The sequence below is a fragment of the Streptomyces sp. NBC_00016 genome, from assembly GCF_045040885.1.
In the GTDB taxonomy this organism is placed as follows: domain Bacteria; phylum Actinomycetota; class Actinomycetes; order Streptomycetales; family Streptomycetaceae; genus Streptomyces; species Streptomyces coriariae.
On the sequence record NZ_CP108304.1, the window covers coordinates 3,261,055 to 3,275,780 of the forward strand.

Consider the following 14,726-nt stretch of genomic DNA (forward strand, 5'->3'; position numbering starts at 1 on the left):
AGGTCCCTTAATGATCGTTGTGAGCGCCGCGCGCGCGTGCGTCGCGCCACTCCTGGGCGAGCACGGACCACACTTCGAGGTCGTGCCGCACCCCACGATAGGGGTACGACTGCCGGCGGACGCCGTCGCGGGTCATTCCCAGCCGCCGGGCCACGTCCAGGCTGGGGGTGTTGCCCGCGGAGGCGATCCATTCGACCCGCTGGATCCCCCGCTGCTCCACCGCGAAGTCGATCAGCACCCGCATGGCCCGGGTGACCAGACCACGCCCGGTACCGGCGGGTTCCAGCCAGCAGCCGACCTCGCAGTTCGCGTCCTCGGCGTCGAAGTTCAGGAAGAGCACACCGCCCACGAGCGTGCCGTCCAGCCACAGGCCGTGCAGCGAGCCGGTGTCCGCGGCGCGCATGTCGGCGTACCTCTGGAGCGCCTCCCGCGCGGTGGCCACGTCGGTGGCCTTCGAGCCGAACGGGACGTACTGGTTGATGAACTCCCTGCCGCGCTCCAGATGCGCCAGGAACTCCTCCGCGTGCCAGGGCTCCAGCGGGCGCAGCTCGGCCCCGTCGTCACCCAGCGATATCGCGTACATCCGGCCGCCGCTCCTTCTCCAGTGCCTGAACCACCTCGGTGAGCCTCTCATGGGCGGCGCGGCATTCGGGCGGCTCGATGCTGATCCGCGGCAGGTGCCGGTCGAGCCGGCGGGGCAGCCACCAGTTGGCGCTGCCCAGCAGGTGCATGAGGGCGGGCACCAGCAGCGTCCGCAGGACGAAGGCGTCCAGGGCGACGGCGGCGGCGAGGGCGATGCCGAACATGGCGATCACCCGGTCGCCGCTGAGCACGAAGGCGAGGAAGACCGAGATCATGATGACCGCGGCGGAGTTGATCACCCGGCTGGTCTCGGCGAGGCCGACCCGGACGGCGCGCCGGTTGTCGCCGGTCTCCAGCCATTCCTCGTACATCCGGCTGACCAGGAAGACCTGGTAGTCCATGGAGAGACCGAACAGCACCGACACCATGATCACCGGAAGGAAGGGCTCGATGGGCCCCGCGCGGCCGAGCCCCAGCACATCGCTGCCCCAGCCCCACTGGAACACGGCCACGACGATCCCGAAGGCGGCGGCGACGGCGGCCACGTTCATCACGGCGGCCTTGAGCGGTATCCCGACGGACCGGAACGCGAGCAGGAGCAGCAGACAGCCCAGGCCGATGACGACGCCGACGAACAGCGGGAGCTTGCCGACGATGACGTCCGCGAAGTCGTCGTAGCCGGCCGTCACCCCGCCGACGTGCACGTCGAGGGAGGTGCCGGCCTCGGCGCGGGGCAGCACCTCGGTGCGCAGCCGGTCGACGAGATCGCTGGTGCGCCGCGACTGCGGGGCGGAATCGGGGACGACGGTGAGGTACGCGGCGCGGCCGCCGGAGCCGAAGGTCACCGGTGTCACCGAGGCCACGCCCTCGGTGGTGCGCAGGACGGTGTCGAGGTTGTCGAGGGCGAGCCGGTCCTCGGCGCCCTCGACGCGGGTCACCAGGGTCAGGGGGCCGTTGACACCGGCGCCGAAACCCTCGGCGAGGAGGTCGTAGGCCTGCCGGGTGGTGGCCGATTCGGGGGCGTTGCCCTGGTCGGAGGTGCCCAGGCGGAGGGAGAAGGCGGGCACGGCGAGGACGGCGATGACGACGAGGGCGAACGCGCCGAGCAGCTTGGGCCGGCGCTCCACGAACGCCGACCAGCGGGCGGCGAGCCCGGTCGGCAGCTCCGGCTGGGGTCCGTGTTCGGCGAGCCGACGGCGTTCGCGGCGGCTGAGGGCGCGCATGCCGATGAAGGACAGCAGGGCGGGCAGCAGCGTCACGGAGGCGGCGACCGTCAGGGCCACGGTCAGGGAGGCGGCGATCGCCACCCCGTCGAGGAAGCTCAGCCGCAGGATCAGCATGCCGAGCAGGGCTATGCACACCGTGGCGCCCGCGAAGACGACCGCGCGTCCGGTGGTGGCGACGGCGCTCGCGGCGGCCTCGGGGACCGTGAGCCCCCGCTTCAGTCCGCGCCGGTGCCTGGTCACGATGAACAGCGCGTAGTCGATGCCGACGCCCAGCCCGACGAGCAGGCCCAGCATGGGTGCGAAGTCGGCGACGGTCATGGCGTGTCCGAGCAGCACGATGCCCGCGTACGCGGTGCCCACGCCGACCAGGGCGGTGGCGATGGGCAGGGCGGAGGCGGCGAGCGAACCGAAGGCGAGGAACAGCACGACCGCGGCGACGACCACGCCGACGACCTCGGCGAGATGCCCGCCGGAGGACTCGGTGAGGCCGATCGCGGAGCCGCCCAGCTCGACCTGGAGGCCGTCGTTCTCGGCGGCTTCGGCGGCGTCGACGACGGCCCGTGCCTCGGCCTCGTCGATGTCCTCGGCGCGGTCCTCGAAGGTGACGGTGGCGTACGCCGTGTGCCCGTCCGCGCTGATCCGCGCCCGGCCCTGGTCGTCGTAGGGACCGACGACGGAGGCCACGCCGGGCAGGCCGGCGATCTTCTCCAGCGCGCGGTTCATGCTCTGTTCGACGTCGGCGGCGCGGACGGAGCCCGAGGCGGTGTGCCAGACGACGGTGTCGCTGTCGCCGCCGAGGTCCGGGAAGCCCTCCGTCAGCAGCCGGGCGGCGCGGTCGGACTCGGTGCCGGGGACCTCGTAGTCGTTGGAGTACGCGGAGCCGACGGCGAGCGCGGCGGTCGCGGTGCCGCCGAGAGCCAGGAGCCAGATCAGCACCGCCATGAGGCGGTTGCGAACACACCAGCGTGCGAGGGCTGCCACTTGACGTGCTCCCGGAGGGTGAATTGTGGATCTTTGACCGGGAACAGTCGCGCCTGAACTGAACAGCCCGCAAAGAACGTATGAGCGATGCGGGGCCACTCTTACAGGCGAATGTGATCGTTTGCCGTGTTCGTGGGGCTTTTCACAGGAGTGGGAGGCAGATCACAGGACAATAACGGCCGCTGTGTCAGGCCTCGTCGGGCCCGTGCCAGTACGGCACGTGTCAGTACGGCCCGTGTCAGTACGGCACGTGTCAGTACGGCACGTGTCAGTACGGCACGTGTCAGTCGGCCTGGTCGCCGATCGCCATCACCATCACCCCGGCGATCAGCAGCCACAACGCGCGCCGGGTACGGCCGCGGGAGCCCAGGAGGGCGGCGAGGGCACAGACGGCGGCGCCGAGGGCGTAGGCCGCCGGGACGAAGGCGGGGGCGGAGCCGGTGAGGCGCAGGAGGGACGCGGCGAGTCCGGCGAGGGTGAGCAGCGCTCCGGTACCGATCGCGGTCCAGCGGGCCCGCCGGGCGTCCTCGGTGCCGTGTTCCTCGTCCGTGTCGTCGTCCACGTCGTCGCCGGTGTCGTCCGGTTCGGCCGTGTCCGCGGCTTCGGTCGTTCCGGTCGTCTCGGCCTGCGGGCCGCCGTGTATGTCGTCCTGCGTGTCGGAGTCGGTTCGTGCCCTCATGGCGGGCGAGCGTAGCGCGTCGAGCTGAGAAGGGAGACGCCCGGGGGAAATGCGCCGGTGCGGCGCACTCCCCCCGGGCGCGAGGAGAACGGCGGGCTCAGCCCTCGCTGACGCCCAGCTTCTCCAGGATCAGCTCCTTGACGCGGGCCGCGTCGGCCTGCCCGCGGGTGGCCTTCATCACCGCGCCGACCAGGGCGCCGGCCGCGGCCACCTTGCCGCCGCGGATCTTGTCGGCGATGCCCGGGTTGCCGGCGATGGCCTCCTCGACGGCGGTGGTGAGCGCGCCCTCGTCGGAGACGACCTTCAGACCACGCTTGTCGACGACCTCGTCCGGGGTGCCCTCGCCCGCGAGGATGCCCTCGATGACCTGGCGAGCCAGCTTGTCGTTCAGATCGCCCTTGCTCACCAGCTCGGTGACCCGGGCGACCTGCTCCGGCGTGATCGCCAGCTCGTCGAGCGAGACGCCCGACTCGTTGGCGCTGCGCGCCAGTTCGCCCATCCACCACTTGCGGGCGGAGGCGGCGTCCGCGCCGGCGTCGATCGTGGCGACGATCGGGTCCAGCGCGCCGGCGTTCAGGATCGACTGCATGTCGAAGGCCGAGATGCCCCACTCCGCCACGAGGCGGTTGCGGCGGGCCAGCGGCAGCTCCGGCAGACCGGCCCGGATCTCCTCGACCCACTCACGCGAGGGGGCCATCGGCACGAGGTCGGGCTCGGGGAAGTACCGGTAGTCCTCGGCCTCTTCCTTCACTCGGCCCGAGGTCGTGGACCCGGTGTCCTCGTGGAAGTGGCGGGTCTCCTGGATGATCGTGCCGCCGGAGTTCAGCACCGCGGCGTGGCGCTGGATCTCGAAGCGGGCGGCACGCTCCACGGAGCGCAGCGAGTTGACGTTCTTGGTCTCGCTCCGCGTGCCGAACTTCTCCCGGCCGTGCGGGCGCAGCGACAGGTTCACGTCGCAGCGCATCTGCCCCTGCTCCATGCGGGCTTCCGAGACGCCGAGCGCCTTGATGAGCTCGCGCAGCTCGGCGACGTACGCCTTGGCGACCTCGGGAGCGCGCTCGCCCGCTCCCTCGATCGGCTTGGTGACGATCTCGATGAGCGGGATGCCGGCGCGGTTGTAGTCCAGCAGGGAGTGGGACGCGCCGTGGATACGGCCGGTGGCGCCGCCGACGTGCAGCGACTTGCCGGTGTCCTCTTCCATGTGGGCGCGCTCGATCTGCACCCGGAAGGTCTCGCCGTCCTCCAGCTGTACGTCGAGGTAGCCGTCGAAGGCGATCGGCTCGTCGTACTGGGAGGTCTGGAAGTTCTTCGGCATGTCCGGATAGAAGTAGTTCTTCCGGGCGAAGCGGCACCACTCGGCGATCTCGCAGTTCAGCGCGAGACCGATCTTGATCGCCGACTCGATGCCGATCGCGTTGACGACCGGAAGCGCGCCGGGCATGCCGAGGCAGGTGGGGCACGTCTGCGAGTTGGGCTCGGCGCCCAGCTCGGTCGAGCACCCGCAGAACATCTTCGTCTTGGTGCCGAGTTCGACATGGACCTCGAGGCCCATGACGGGGTCGTACGACGCCAGCGCGTCCTCGTACGACACCAGGTCGGTCGTGGTGGTCACGGTGAAACTTCCCTCTCAGCCCAGCAGGACGTCGTCGTCGCCCAGCCGCTTCAGCTCGCGGTAGAGGATGGCGAGGCCGGTGACGATGGCGACGGCGGACACGGTGGCGTCGATCAGGACCAGGGTGTCCTTCTCGGCGCGGGCCTTCTTCAGCCGCTTGGCGACGCCGAACGCGCCGAACGCGGTCCCGGCGATGGACAGGTACGTACCGGACTTGGACTTCTTGAAGCCCTTGGCCTTGTTCAGTGCGCTCACAGCGACGGAGCCTCCTCGAGAAGCGGGTGACCCCACCTTTCCACGAAGGCGGCCTCGACGGCGGCGCCGACCTTGTACAGCCGGTCGTCCTTCAGCGCCGGGGCGATGATCTGGAGACCGACCGGGAGGTTGTCCTCCGGGGCGAGACCGCAGGGCAGCGACATGGCCGCGTTGCCCGCGAGGTTGGTCGGGATGGTGCACAGGTCGGCCAGGTACATCGCCATCGGGTCGTCGGCGCGCTCGCCGATCGCGAAGGCGGTGGTCGGCGTCGTGGGCGACACGATCACGTCGACCTGCTCGAAGGCCTTCTCGAAGTCCCGCGTGATGAGCGTGCGGACCTTCTGCGCCGAGCCGTAGTACGCGTCGTAGTAGCCCGAGCTCAGGGCGTACGTGCCGAGCATGATGCGGCGCTTGACCTCGGGGCCGAAGCCCGCCTCACGGGTGAGGGAGGTGACCTCCTCCGCCGAGTGGCTGCCGTCGTCGCCGGTCCGCCGGCCGTAGCGCAGGCCGTCGAAGCGGGCGAGGTTGGAAGAGCACTCGGACGGCGCGATCAGGTAGTACGCCGACAGGGCGAGGTCGAAGGACGGGCAGTCCAGCTCGACGATCTCGGCGCCCAGCTCCTTCAGCAGCGCGACGGACTCGTCGAACCGCTGGATGACGCCGGCCTGGTAGCCCTCGCCGCGGAACTGCTTCACGACACCGACGCGCATGCCGTCGACGCTGCCGTTGCGGGCGGCCTCGACGACCGGCGGGACGGGCGCGTCGATGGACGTGGAGTCCAGCGGGTCGTGCCCGGCGATGACCTCGTGCAGCAGCGCCGCGTCCAGGACCGTACGGGCGCAGGGGCCGCCCTGGTCGAGGGAGGACGAGAAGGCGACCATGCCGTACCGCGAGACCGCGCCGTACGTCGGCTTCACGCCGACCGTGCCGGTGACGGAGGCCGGCTGGCGGATGGAGCCGCCGGTGTCGGTGCCGATGGCCAGGGGTGCCTGGAAGGAGGCGAGCGCGGCGGAGGAACCGCCACCGGAGCCGCCGGGGATCTTGGTGAGGTCCCAGGGGTTGCCGGTCGGCCCGTAGGCGCTGTTCTCGGTGCTCGACCCCATGGCGAACTCGTCCATGTTGGTCTTGCCGAGGATGACGACGTCGGCGGCCTTCAGCCGCTTGGTGAGCGTCGCGTCGTACGGCGGGATCCAGCCTTCGAGGATCTTCGAACCGACGGTCGTCGGGATGCCCTCGGTGGTGAAGATGTCCTTGAGCGCGAGCGGGACGCCGGCCAGCGGGCCGAGCTTCTCGCCCCGCTCCCGCTTCTCGTCGACGGCGCGGGCCTGGGCCAGCGCGCCCGCACGGTCGACGTGCAGGAAGGCGTGGACCTTCTCGTCGACGGCCTCGATGCGCGCCAGGTGCGCCTCGGTGACCTGGACGGCCGTGAGCTCGCCGGAGGCGATCTTCGCGGCGGTCTCGGCGGCCGTGAGCTTGATGATGTTGACGTTGTCCGTCATGGCGGTTAGTCCTCCCCCAGGATCTGCGGCACCTTGAAACGCTGCTGCTCCTGGGCCGGGGCGCCGGAGAGCGCCTGCTCGGGGGTGAGCGACGGACGGACCTCGTCCGCCCGCATGACGTTCGTCAGCGGGAGCGGGTGCGAGGTCGGCGGTACGTCTTGGTCGGCGACCTCGCTGACGCGGGCGACCGCGCCGATGATGTCGTCCAGCTGTCCCGCGAAGTGATCGAGCTCTTCGGGCTTCAGCTCCAGACGCGCCAGCCGGGCGAGGTGGGCGACCTCCTCGCGCGTGATGCCAGGCATGCAGCGTTCCTCTGGGGTGGAGTGAGTGAGTGTGTGGTTTGGCCCAATCCTAGGGTGCGGGGCGGCATACCCGTGAAACGGTTCGGCTCGCCTCCCGGCCGACGCGCGGGCGGAGGGGCCGGCTACTCGTCGGACGCGGCTGCCGGGAGGGCCGCCGCGGGGCGCTGCCAGCCGCGTGAGCCGCGGGCCCGCAGCCAGGCCGTCGTCTCCTCCGGGGGCATCGCCGCGGCCACCAGCCAGCCCTGGACGGCGTCGCAGCCCAGGTCACGCAGGCGCTCCCAGGTCTCGTCGTCCTCGACGCCCTCGGCCACCACCAGCAGCCCCAGCGAATGGGCGAGATCGACCGTGCAGCGCACGATCTCGGCGTCCTCGGTGTCGATGGCCAGCCGGGCCACGAAGGAGCGGTCGATCTTCAGCTCGCTCACGGGGAGCCGGCGCAGGTGCACCAGGGAGGAGTAGCCCGTTCCGAAGTCGTCCAGCGACATCTTCACGCCGTGCCCGGTCAGCGCGTTGAGCGTGTCGGCGGCGCGCTGCGGGTCCTCCAGCAGGACGTGCTCGGTTATCTCCAGTTGGAGCGCTCCCGCGGGCACTCCGTGCCGGGCCAGCCGGGCCGCGACGGAGCCGGCGAAGCCCGGGGTGTGCACGTCGCGGGGGGAGACGTTGACCGCGACCGGCACGTACAGCCCCTGGGCCCGCCACCGCGCGACCTGGCCGAGCGCCGTCTCCAGCACGTACTCCGTCAGATGGGGCATCAGCCCGGACGACTCGGCGATCGCTATGAACTCGTCCGGCGGTACCTTCCCGCGCTCCGGGTGCACCCAGCGGACCAGCGCCTCCAGCCCCGCCACCTGTCCGTCGAAGCGGACCTTCGGCTGGTAGTGCAGCTCGACCTCGTGCGCGTCGAGCGCCCGCCGCAGGTCGCCCAGCAGTCCGAGCCGGTCGGGAGTGTTGGAGTCGCGCTTGGACTCGTACACCTCGACGCCCGTACGGTCCCGCTTGGCCTGGTACATCGCCACGTCGGCCCGGCGCAGCATGCCCTCCGCGTCGAGGGCGTGGTCGGGGAAGACGGCGACGCCGGCGCTGGCCTCCAGGACGAGGGTGAGGCCGTCGAGGTCGAGCGGCGAGCCGAGATCGGAGACCAGCCCGCGGGCGATCCGTGACGCCGAGGTCGTCGAGTCGGCGACGGGCAGTAAGACGGCGAACTCGTCCCCGCCGAGCCGCGCGACCTCCGCCCCGCGGGGCAGGGCGAGCTTCAGCCGCTCGGCTATCTGGAGCAGCAGCCGGTCACCGGCGAGATGACCGAGGGTGTCGTTGACCGAGCGGAAGCGGTCGAGGTCGATCAGCATCAGGGCGGCGCGGGCGCCGATGCGCTCCGCGTCGTCCAGGGCGGTCCAGATGCGCTCCAGCAGCCACTGGCGGTTGGGCAGCCCGGTCAGCGGGTCGCGCAGCTGTTCCTCGGCGCGGGCGCGGGCTATCCACAGGGTGGAGTCGAGGGCGATGAGCGGGATGGCGAACAGCGGCAGCAGGATCGGCTTGGCCACGGCCACCACGCAGATCAGGGGCGCGATGCCCAGCAGGGCGACGGCGACCAGGCCCTGCCTGACCAGGGCCGTGCGGGCGACGGTGGGCAGTCCGCCGGAGCGCGGGGCGTGCAGGTACCAGAGGAGAACACGGGTGACCGCGAGATAGGCGACGGCCACCAGGACCACCTGGGGGCCGGTGTAGACCGTCCAGCTGTCGGGGGTCCAGGGCCGCTCCACGGACGGTATCGGTCCGCAGGCGGCCAGCAGCAGCGCGCCCGCGCCGATGCCGAGGATGTCCACCGCGCCGTGCAGGATGCCCTGCCGCCAGCGGTGGCGCCGGGCTATGCCGACCAGGACGACGACGGTGAGGCTGACCAGTCCGGCCGCCACCCAGCCGTACAGCAGCAGGACGGCGAGGGTGAGCGCGGCGCCGGAGCCGGTGCCGCCCCACCAGCGGGCGCGGCCGAGCAGGACCAGATGGCCGACGATGACGCCGGCCAGCACGGCCAGGGCCCAGCCGGCCGTGCCGGACGGGAACAGCGCGTGGTGGCCGGTGAAGGCGCGGTAGAAGCCGGCGCCGAGGGCGAAGGCGGCGGCGGAGACGACCGAGGCGGGCAGCGCGGGCCAGGACAGGTGCCGGTCGGCCTCGGTGTCGGGCATCCCGGGATGCGGGGCGGAGGTGACGCGGAGGTCCGGACCGGAATGCGGCGTCGCGTACGGCGCGGTGTGCGGCACATAGGCCTCCACGCCCGGAGGCCGCTCGGAGCGCGCCGTCCGCCAGCTCCCCCACCAGACGCCGGCGACCCGGCGTCGGCGCAGCCGTTCGTCCGGGGCGGCGCTCTCGGTCGGTTCCATTCCCGTCCCTCTCACAGCCGGCGGTGCCCACGCCACGCGGCCCGTTGCCCGACAACCCCGGGCGGCGCCGCGTTGGAGAACCCTTCCCCCTGCTCACCAGGAGCACGGAGGTGCCCCGACCGCAGCTGGGCACGGCAGGCGCACGTCTCAACAGTAGGCCGCAGAAGGCTTCCACGGGCAGCGGTCGTCGACGGTTGCCCGAATGCGCCCCGGCCACCCGTATGCATCTGGTATGCGCCGATCGGGTGACCTTCAACCGCCACTCGTCGCTACTCCTCGGTCGGAAGGGCCACTTCGGCCGCCGCCTCGGGCCCCTGTTCCAGCAGGACGGTGAAGCCGTCCTCGTTCAGAACCGGCACCTTCAGCTGCATCGCCTTGTCGTACTTCGATCCCGGATTGTCACCCACAACGACGAAAGATGTCTTCTTCGAAACCGAACCGGTCACCTTCGCCCCTTGGTTCTGCAGGGCGTCCTTGGCGCCGTCCCGGGTGAAGTGCTCGAGGGTGCCGGTGACGACGACCGTCAGCCCTTCGAGGGGACGCGGTCCTTCGTCCTCCCCGGAGCCCTCCTCCTCCATGCGGACGCCGGCGGCCCGCCACTTGCGCAGGATCTCCTGGTGCCACTCCTCGGCGAACCACTCCTTGAGCGAGGCCGCGATGATGGCGCCCACCCCGTCGGTGGCCGCCAGCTCCTCCTCCGAGGCCTGCTCGATCCGCTCGATCGAGCGGAACTCGCGGGCCAGCGCCTCGGCCGCGACCGGTCCGACGTGCCGGATCGACAGGCCGGTGAGGATGCGCGCCAGCGGGCGTTCCTTGGCGGCCGCGATGGTCTCCAGCATGGCGAGCGCGTTCTTCTTCGGCTCGCCCTGCTGGTTGGCGAAGACCGTGGCGATCTTCTCCTCGCCCGTCTTCGGGTCCCGCTTGGGCAGGCCGCTGTCCTGGTCGAGGACGTACGCCTTGATGGGCAGCAGCCGGTCGATGGTGAGGTCGAAGAGGTCGCCCTCGTCCCGCAGCGGCGGATCGGCCGGCTCCAGCGGATGGGTGAGGGCGGCCGCGGCGACGTAACCGAAGTGGTCGATGTCCAACGCCCTGCGGCCGGCCAGGTAGAACACCCGCTCGCGCAACTGGGCAGGACAGGTGCGGGCGTTGGGGCACCGCAGGTCGATGTCGCCCTCCTTCATCGGCCGCAGCGCCGCCCCGCACTCCGGGCACTCGGACGGCATCACGAACTCGCGCTCGCTGCCGTCGCGCAGGTCGGCGACCGGACCGAGGATCTCCGGGATCACGTCACCGGCCTTGCGCAGCACCACGGTGTCGCCGATCAGGACGCCCTTGGCCTTGACGACCTCCTGGTTGTGCAGGGTGGCGAACTCGACCTCCGAGCCCGCCACCGTGACCGGCTCGACCTGGGCGTACGGCGTCACGCGGCCGGTACGGCCGACACCCACGCGGATGTTGACGAGCTTGGTGTTGACCTCTTCCGGCGCGTACTTGTACGCGATCGCCCACCGGGGGGCACGGGCCGTGGAACCGAGCCGCCCCTGCAGTCGGATCTCGTCGAGCTTGACGACCACGCCGTCGATCTCGTGCTCCACCGAGTGCCGGTTCTCGCCGTAGTACGCGATGAACGCCCGTACGCCGTCGAGGTCGCCGACCACCTTGTTGTGCGGGGAGGTGGGCAGACCCCAGGTCTTGAGGAGGTCATAGGCCTCGGAGAGGCGGGTCAGGCCCTCGTAGCCCTCCAGGGCGCCGATGCCGTGCACGACCATGTGCAGCGGACGCGAGGCGGTGACACGCGGGTCCTTCTGGCGCAGTGAACCGGCGGCCGCGTTGCGCGGGTTGGCGAAGGGCTTGTCGCCCGCCTCGACCAGACGGGCGTTCAGCTCCTCGAACTTCTCCATCGGGAAGTAGACCTCGCCCCGGATCTCCACCAGGGACGGCACCCCGTCACCGGTGAGGCGGTCGGGGATCTCCGCGATGGTGCGCACGTTGGGCGTGATGTCCTCGCCCGTGCGGCCGTCGCCCCGGGTCGCCGCGCGCGTGAGACGGCCGTTCTCGTAGGTGAGGTTGACGGCGAGGCCGTCGACCTTGAGCTCGCACAGGAAGTGGTACGCGGAGCTGCCTACGTCCTTGTGGACGCGCTCGGCCCACGCGGCGAGCTCCAGGTCGTCGAAGGCGTTGTCGAGCGAGAGCATCCGCTCGCGGTGCTGGACGGCCGTGAACTCCGTCGCGTACGCGCCGGCGACCTTCTGGGTCGGCGAGTCGGGCGTCCGCAGCTCGGTGTACTCCTGCTCCAGTTCCTCCAGGGCGCGCAGGAGCCGGTCGAACTCCGCGTCGCTGATGACGGGAGCGTCCTTCACGTAGTACCGGAAGCGGTGCTCCTCGATCTGCTCAGCCAGCTGCGCGTGCTTCTCCCGTGCCTCGCTGGGCACCGTCGTCTCCGCTTGCCTGTCGCCGGCCACCGTGTCGTCCTCCCGTTACTCTGGGTTGTCCGCGAGGGATCTCGCCGCCCGGACACAGTGCGCGAGGGCCTCACGCGCGTACGCGGGGGAAGCTCCCGCGAGGCCGCACGACGGCGTGAGCGTGACCGCCTCGGTGAGCAGCCCCGGTCGCAGCCCCAGCCTGCGCCACAGCGTCCTGACACCCATGACGCTACCGGCAGGGTCCGACAATGGGGCGTCCACGCCCGGCACGACACCGGCGAACAGCCGGGTACCCGCTTCGACCGCCTCGCCGATCGCGTCGTCGTCACGCTCGGTGAGCAGCGAGAAGTCGAAGGAGACCGCCGCCGCGCCGGCCCGGCGCAGCAGGGCGAACGGGACGTCCGGGGCGCAGGAGTGGACCACGACGGGGCCGTCGCCGTGCACCCCGACGACCTCGCGGAGGGTGGCCTCCACGACCTGCCGGTCGACGGCGCGGTGGGTGTGGTAGCCGCTGGCCGTCTTCACCTGGCCGCGCAGGACGGCGGTCAGGGAGGGTTCGTCGAGCTGGAGCACGATCCGCGCGCCGGGCAGACGGCGGCGCACCTCGTCGAGGTGCAGGCGCAGCCCCTCGGCGAGGGAGCCGGCGAGATCGCGGCGGGCACCGTGGTCGGAGAGCACCGACTGGCCGTTCTTCAGCTCCAGCGCGGCGGCGAGGGTCCAGGGTCCGACGGCCTGCACCTTCACCTGGCCCTCGTAGCCCTGGGTGAACTCCTCCAGCGCGTCGAGGTCCTCCCCCAGCCAGGACCGGGCCCGCTTGGTGTCCCGGCCCGGCCGGTCGCCGATCCGCCAGCCGCTGGGCTCCACGCGCGCGAACAGCTCGATGAGCATCCCCGCGGTGCGGCCGATCATGTCGGCGCCCGGGCCGCGGGCCGGCAGCTCGGCGAGAAACGGGAAGTCCTCGAAGGACCCGGTGGAGGCCCTGGCCGCCTCGCGGGCGTCACCGCCGGGCAGGGAGCCGACACCGGTGGCGGGGCCGAAACTGAAGTGTGCGTTCACGGGGTGAAGCCTACGTACGCGCGGGGGCGCGTCTCGCCCCCGCGGGCGGTCTCACCGTCCCGGACGCACCGTCAGGTCGTTGACCTCCGCGTCCCGGGGCAGGTCGATCGCCATCAGGATCGTCGTCGCGACCGACTCGGGATCGATCCACTCCCCCGGGTCGTACTCCTTGCCCTCCTGCTGGTGGACCTTGGCCTGCATGGGGCTGGCGGTGCGGCCGGGGTAGACCGAGGTGACGCGGACGCCGTTGCCGTGCTCCTCGGCGCGCAGGGCGTCCGCCAGTGCCTTCAGGCCGTGCTTGGAGGCGGCGTACGCGGACCAGTCGGCGCTCGCCCGCAGACCCGCCCCGGAGTTCACGAAGACCACGTGCCCCCGGGCGGCCCGGAGTTGGGGCAGGAAGTGCCGCGTCAGCTCGGCCGGGGCGATCAGGTTGACGTCGAGCTGGTGGCGCCAGGACTTCGGGGTCAGCTCGCCGACCGGACCCAGGTCCACCACGCCGGCGATGTGCAGGAGGGAGTCCACCCGGTCGGGCAGCGTCTGGTGGGAGAAGGCCCAGCTCAGCTTGGCGGGCTCGGCCAGGTCGCCGACCAGGGTCCGGGCCCCGGGAAACTCCGCCGCCAGTTCCTTCGCGCGGCCCGCGTCGCGCGCGTGCAGCACGAGTTCGTCCCCGCGCGCGTGCAGACGGCGGGCGACGGCCGCGCCGATGCCGGAACCGGCTCCGGTGATCACATGAGTAGCCATGCCCGCCATGCTCGCATCACCGAGGAGTCACGCGATGCCCTGGCTCTCTTCGAGGTAGGCCAGCGCCCCGACCGGCTCCTCCGCGAAGAACACCAGGTCGGTGAGGGGGCGGGGCAGGAACCCCTCGTCCTCCATGCGCCGGAACTGCTCCTTGAGGCCGTCGTAGAAGCCCGCCGTGTTGAGCAGCACCACCGGCTTGTCGGTGTGCCCGTGCTTCTTCAGTTCGAGGATCTCGGTCGCCTCGTCCAGCGTGCCGGTCCCGCCGACCATGATCACGACGGCCTCGGACTTCTCCAGGAGGAGCCGCTTGCGCTCGGCGAGGTCCCGCGCGACGACCATCTCGTCGGCCCCGGCCCGCGCCTTGGCCGCGAGGAAGCCCACCGAGACCCCGCACAGCCGGCCGCCCGCCTCCTGCACACCGTCCGCGACCACCTTCATCAGGCCGGTGTCGGAGCCGCCCCACACGAGGGTGTGGCCGCCCTTGCCGAGGAGTTCGGCGAACTCGCGCGCGGGGCGGGTGTAGCGGTCGTCGAGGTCGGCGGCGGAGAGGAAGACGCAGATACGCATGCGACCACCGTACGCGGGAAGAACCGGCGGCCCGCGGGCGCTGTTCGGGCATGACCCGAGGACACACGATCACCATCGAGCGGGACGACCGGCACATCAGGGTCGTCCACGGGGGCCACGTGCTGGCCGAGACCGACCGGGCGCTCGCCCTGCGCGAGACCGGCTGTCCGGTGCGGTACTACATCCCCGCCGAGGACGTACGGCTCGACCTGCTGACCCCCTCCGACACCCACACGTACTGCCCCTTCAAGGGGACGGCCTCCTACTGGTCGCTGCCGGACGCGGCGGACCTCGTCTGGGGCTATCCCGATCCCAAGCCCGACGTCGCCGAGATCAGGAACCACCTGTGCTTCTACGAAGTGGAGGTCTCGGAGGCGGAAGTGCCGCAAGCGGAGGTGTCGTAGGCCGATGACCGCCGTGCCGTG

Annotated in this window: 14 protein-coding genes; 1 reads left to right on the plus strand and 13 read right to left on the minus strand. The window is 71.4% G+C overall.

Going from position 1 to position 14,726, the window contains the following annotated elements:
- Positions 1–7 precede the first annotated feature (7 nt).
- The 13 genes from OG933_RS14235 to OG933_RS14295 all read right to left on the minus strand — a co-directional run bounded on the left by OG933_RS14235 (position 8) and on the right by OG933_RS14295 (position 14,301).
- Positions 8–583, minus strand: coding sequence for a GNAT family N-acetyltransferase (locus OG933_RS14235; protein ID WP_230194578.1), 576 nt, complete (start codon positions 581–583; stop codon positions 8–10).
- On the minus strand, positions 561–2,789 hold the full coding sequence (locus tag OG933_RS14240; RefSeq protein ID WP_362531912.1) for an MMPL family transporter: 2,229 nt from the start codon (positions 2,787–2,789) through the stop codon (positions 561–563). The genes OG933_RS14235 and OG933_RS14240 overlap by 23 nt, the downstream gene beginning before the upstream one ends.
- Positions 2,790–2,890: 101 nt before the next feature.
- Complete coding sequence (locus OG933_RS14245) at positions 2,891–3,127, minus strand: pentapeptide repeat-containing protein (protein ID WP_405627350.1); 237 nt, start codon at positions 3,125–3,127, stop codon at positions 2,891–2,893.
- Positions 3,073–3,468 carry a hypothetical protein gene (locus OG933_RS14250; protein WP_362531909.1) on the minus strand — a complete coding sequence of 132 codons (396 nt, stop codon included), beginning with the start codon at positions 3,466–3,468 and terminating at the stop codon, positions 3,073–3,075. Before OG933_RS14250 ends, OG933_RS14245 begins: the two co-directional genes overlap by 55 nt.
- A gap of 97 nt (positions 3,469–3,565) precedes the next feature.
- Entirely contained in the window at positions 3,566–5,080 is a 1,515-nt protein-coding gene (gene gatB, locus OG933_RS14255; RefSeq protein WP_405627351.1) for an Asp-tRNA(Asn)/Glu-tRNA(Gln) amidotransferase subunit GatB, read from the minus strand.
- Between the two features lie 15 nt (positions 5,081–5,095).
- On the minus strand, positions 5,096–5,335 hold the full coding sequence (locus OG933_RS14260) for a hypothetical protein (protein ID WP_020131415.1): 240 nt from the start codon (positions 5,333–5,335) through the stop codon (positions 5,096–5,098).
- On the minus strand, positions 5,332–6,834 hold the full coding sequence (gene gatA, locus OG933_RS14265; protein WP_054239810.1) for an Asp-tRNA(Asn)/Glu-tRNA(Gln) amidotransferase subunit GatA: 1,503 nt from the start codon (positions 6,832–6,834) through the stop codon (positions 5,332–5,334). Before gatA ends, OG933_RS14260 begins: the two co-directional genes overlap by 4 nt.
- Before the next feature lie 5 nt (positions 6,835–6,839).
- Complete coding sequence (gatC, locus tag OG933_RS14270; RefSeq protein ID WP_018531282.1) at positions 6,840–7,136, minus strand: Asp-tRNA(Asn)/Glu-tRNA(Gln) amidotransferase subunit GatC; 297 nt, start codon at positions 7,134–7,136, stop codon at positions 6,840–6,842.
- Between the two features lie 122 nt (positions 7,137–7,258).
- Entirely contained in the window at positions 7,259–9,514 is a 2,256-nt protein-coding gene (locus OG933_RS14275) for a bifunctional diguanylate cyclase/phosphodiesterase (protein ID WP_362531903.1), read from the minus strand.
- Between the two features lie 269 nt (positions 9,515–9,783).
- Complete coding sequence (gene ligA / locus OG933_RS14280) at positions 9,784–11,976, minus strand: NAD-dependent DNA ligase LigA (RefSeq protein ID WP_362531900.1); 2,193 nt, start codon at positions 11,974–11,976, stop codon at positions 9,784–9,786.
- A gap of 15 nt (positions 11,977–11,991) precedes the next feature.
- Complete coding sequence (locus tag OG933_RS14285) at positions 11,992–12,993, minus strand: methionine synthase (protein WP_405627352.1); 1,002 nt, start codon at positions 12,991–12,993, stop codon at positions 11,992–11,994.
- A gap of 51 nt (positions 12,994–13,044) precedes the next feature.
- Positions 13,045–13,743 carry an SDR family oxidoreductase gene (locus OG933_RS14290; RefSeq protein WP_362531895.1) on the minus strand — a complete coding sequence of 233 codons (699 nt, stop codon included), beginning with the start codon at positions 13,741–13,743 and terminating at the stop codon, positions 13,045–13,047.
- An 18-nt stretch (positions 13,744–13,761) separates the two neighbouring features.
- Positions 13,762–14,301, minus strand: coding sequence for a TIGR00730 family Rossman fold protein (locus OG933_RS14295; RefSeq protein ID WP_362531892.1), 540 nt, complete (start codon positions 14,299–14,301; stop codon positions 13,762–13,764).
- A gap of 50 nt (positions 14,302–14,351) precedes the next feature.
- On the opposite strand from OG933_RS14295, the gene OG933_RS14300 reads away from it, so the two are divergent.
- Entirely contained in the window at positions 14,352–14,705 is a 354-nt protein-coding gene (locus OG933_RS14300; protein ID WP_362531889.1) for a DUF427 domain-containing protein, read from the plus strand.
- Positions 14,706–14,726: the final 21 nt, after the last annotated feature.

Excerpts from the sequence above, each read along its gene's own strand:
- OG933_RS14275 (WP_362531903.1), bottom strand. The coding sequence starts at position 9,514 with ATGGAACCGACCGAGAGCGCCGCCCCGGACGAACGGCTGCGCCGACGC.
- OG933_RS14300 (WP_362531889.1), top strand. The coding sequence starts at position 14,352 with ATGACCCGAGGACACACGATCACCATCGAGCGGGACGACCGGCACATC.
- OG933_RS14295 (WP_362531892.1), bottom strand. The coding sequence starts at position 14,301 with ATGCGTATCTGCGTCTTCCTCTCCGCCGCCGACCTCGACGACCGCTAC.
- gatA (WP_054239810.1), bottom strand. The coding sequence starts at position 6,834 with ATGACGGACAACGTCAACATCATCAAGCTCACGGCCGCCGAGACCGCC.
- OG933_RS14290 (WP_362531895.1), bottom strand. The coding sequence starts at position 13,743 with ATGGCGGGCATGGCTACTCATGTGATCACCGGAGCCGGTTCCGGCATC.
- OG933_RS14250 (WP_362531909.1), bottom strand. The coding sequence starts at position 3,468 with ATGAGGGCACGAACCGACTCCGACACGCAGGACGACATACACGGCGGC.
- OG933_RS14235 (WP_230194578.1), bottom strand. The coding sequence starts at position 583 with ATGTACGCGATATCGCTGGGTGACGACGGGGCCGAGCTGCGCCCGCTG.
- gatC (WP_018531282.1), bottom strand. The coding sequence starts at position 7,136 with ATGCCTGGCATCACGCGCGAGGAGGTCGCCCACCTCGCCCGGCTGGCG.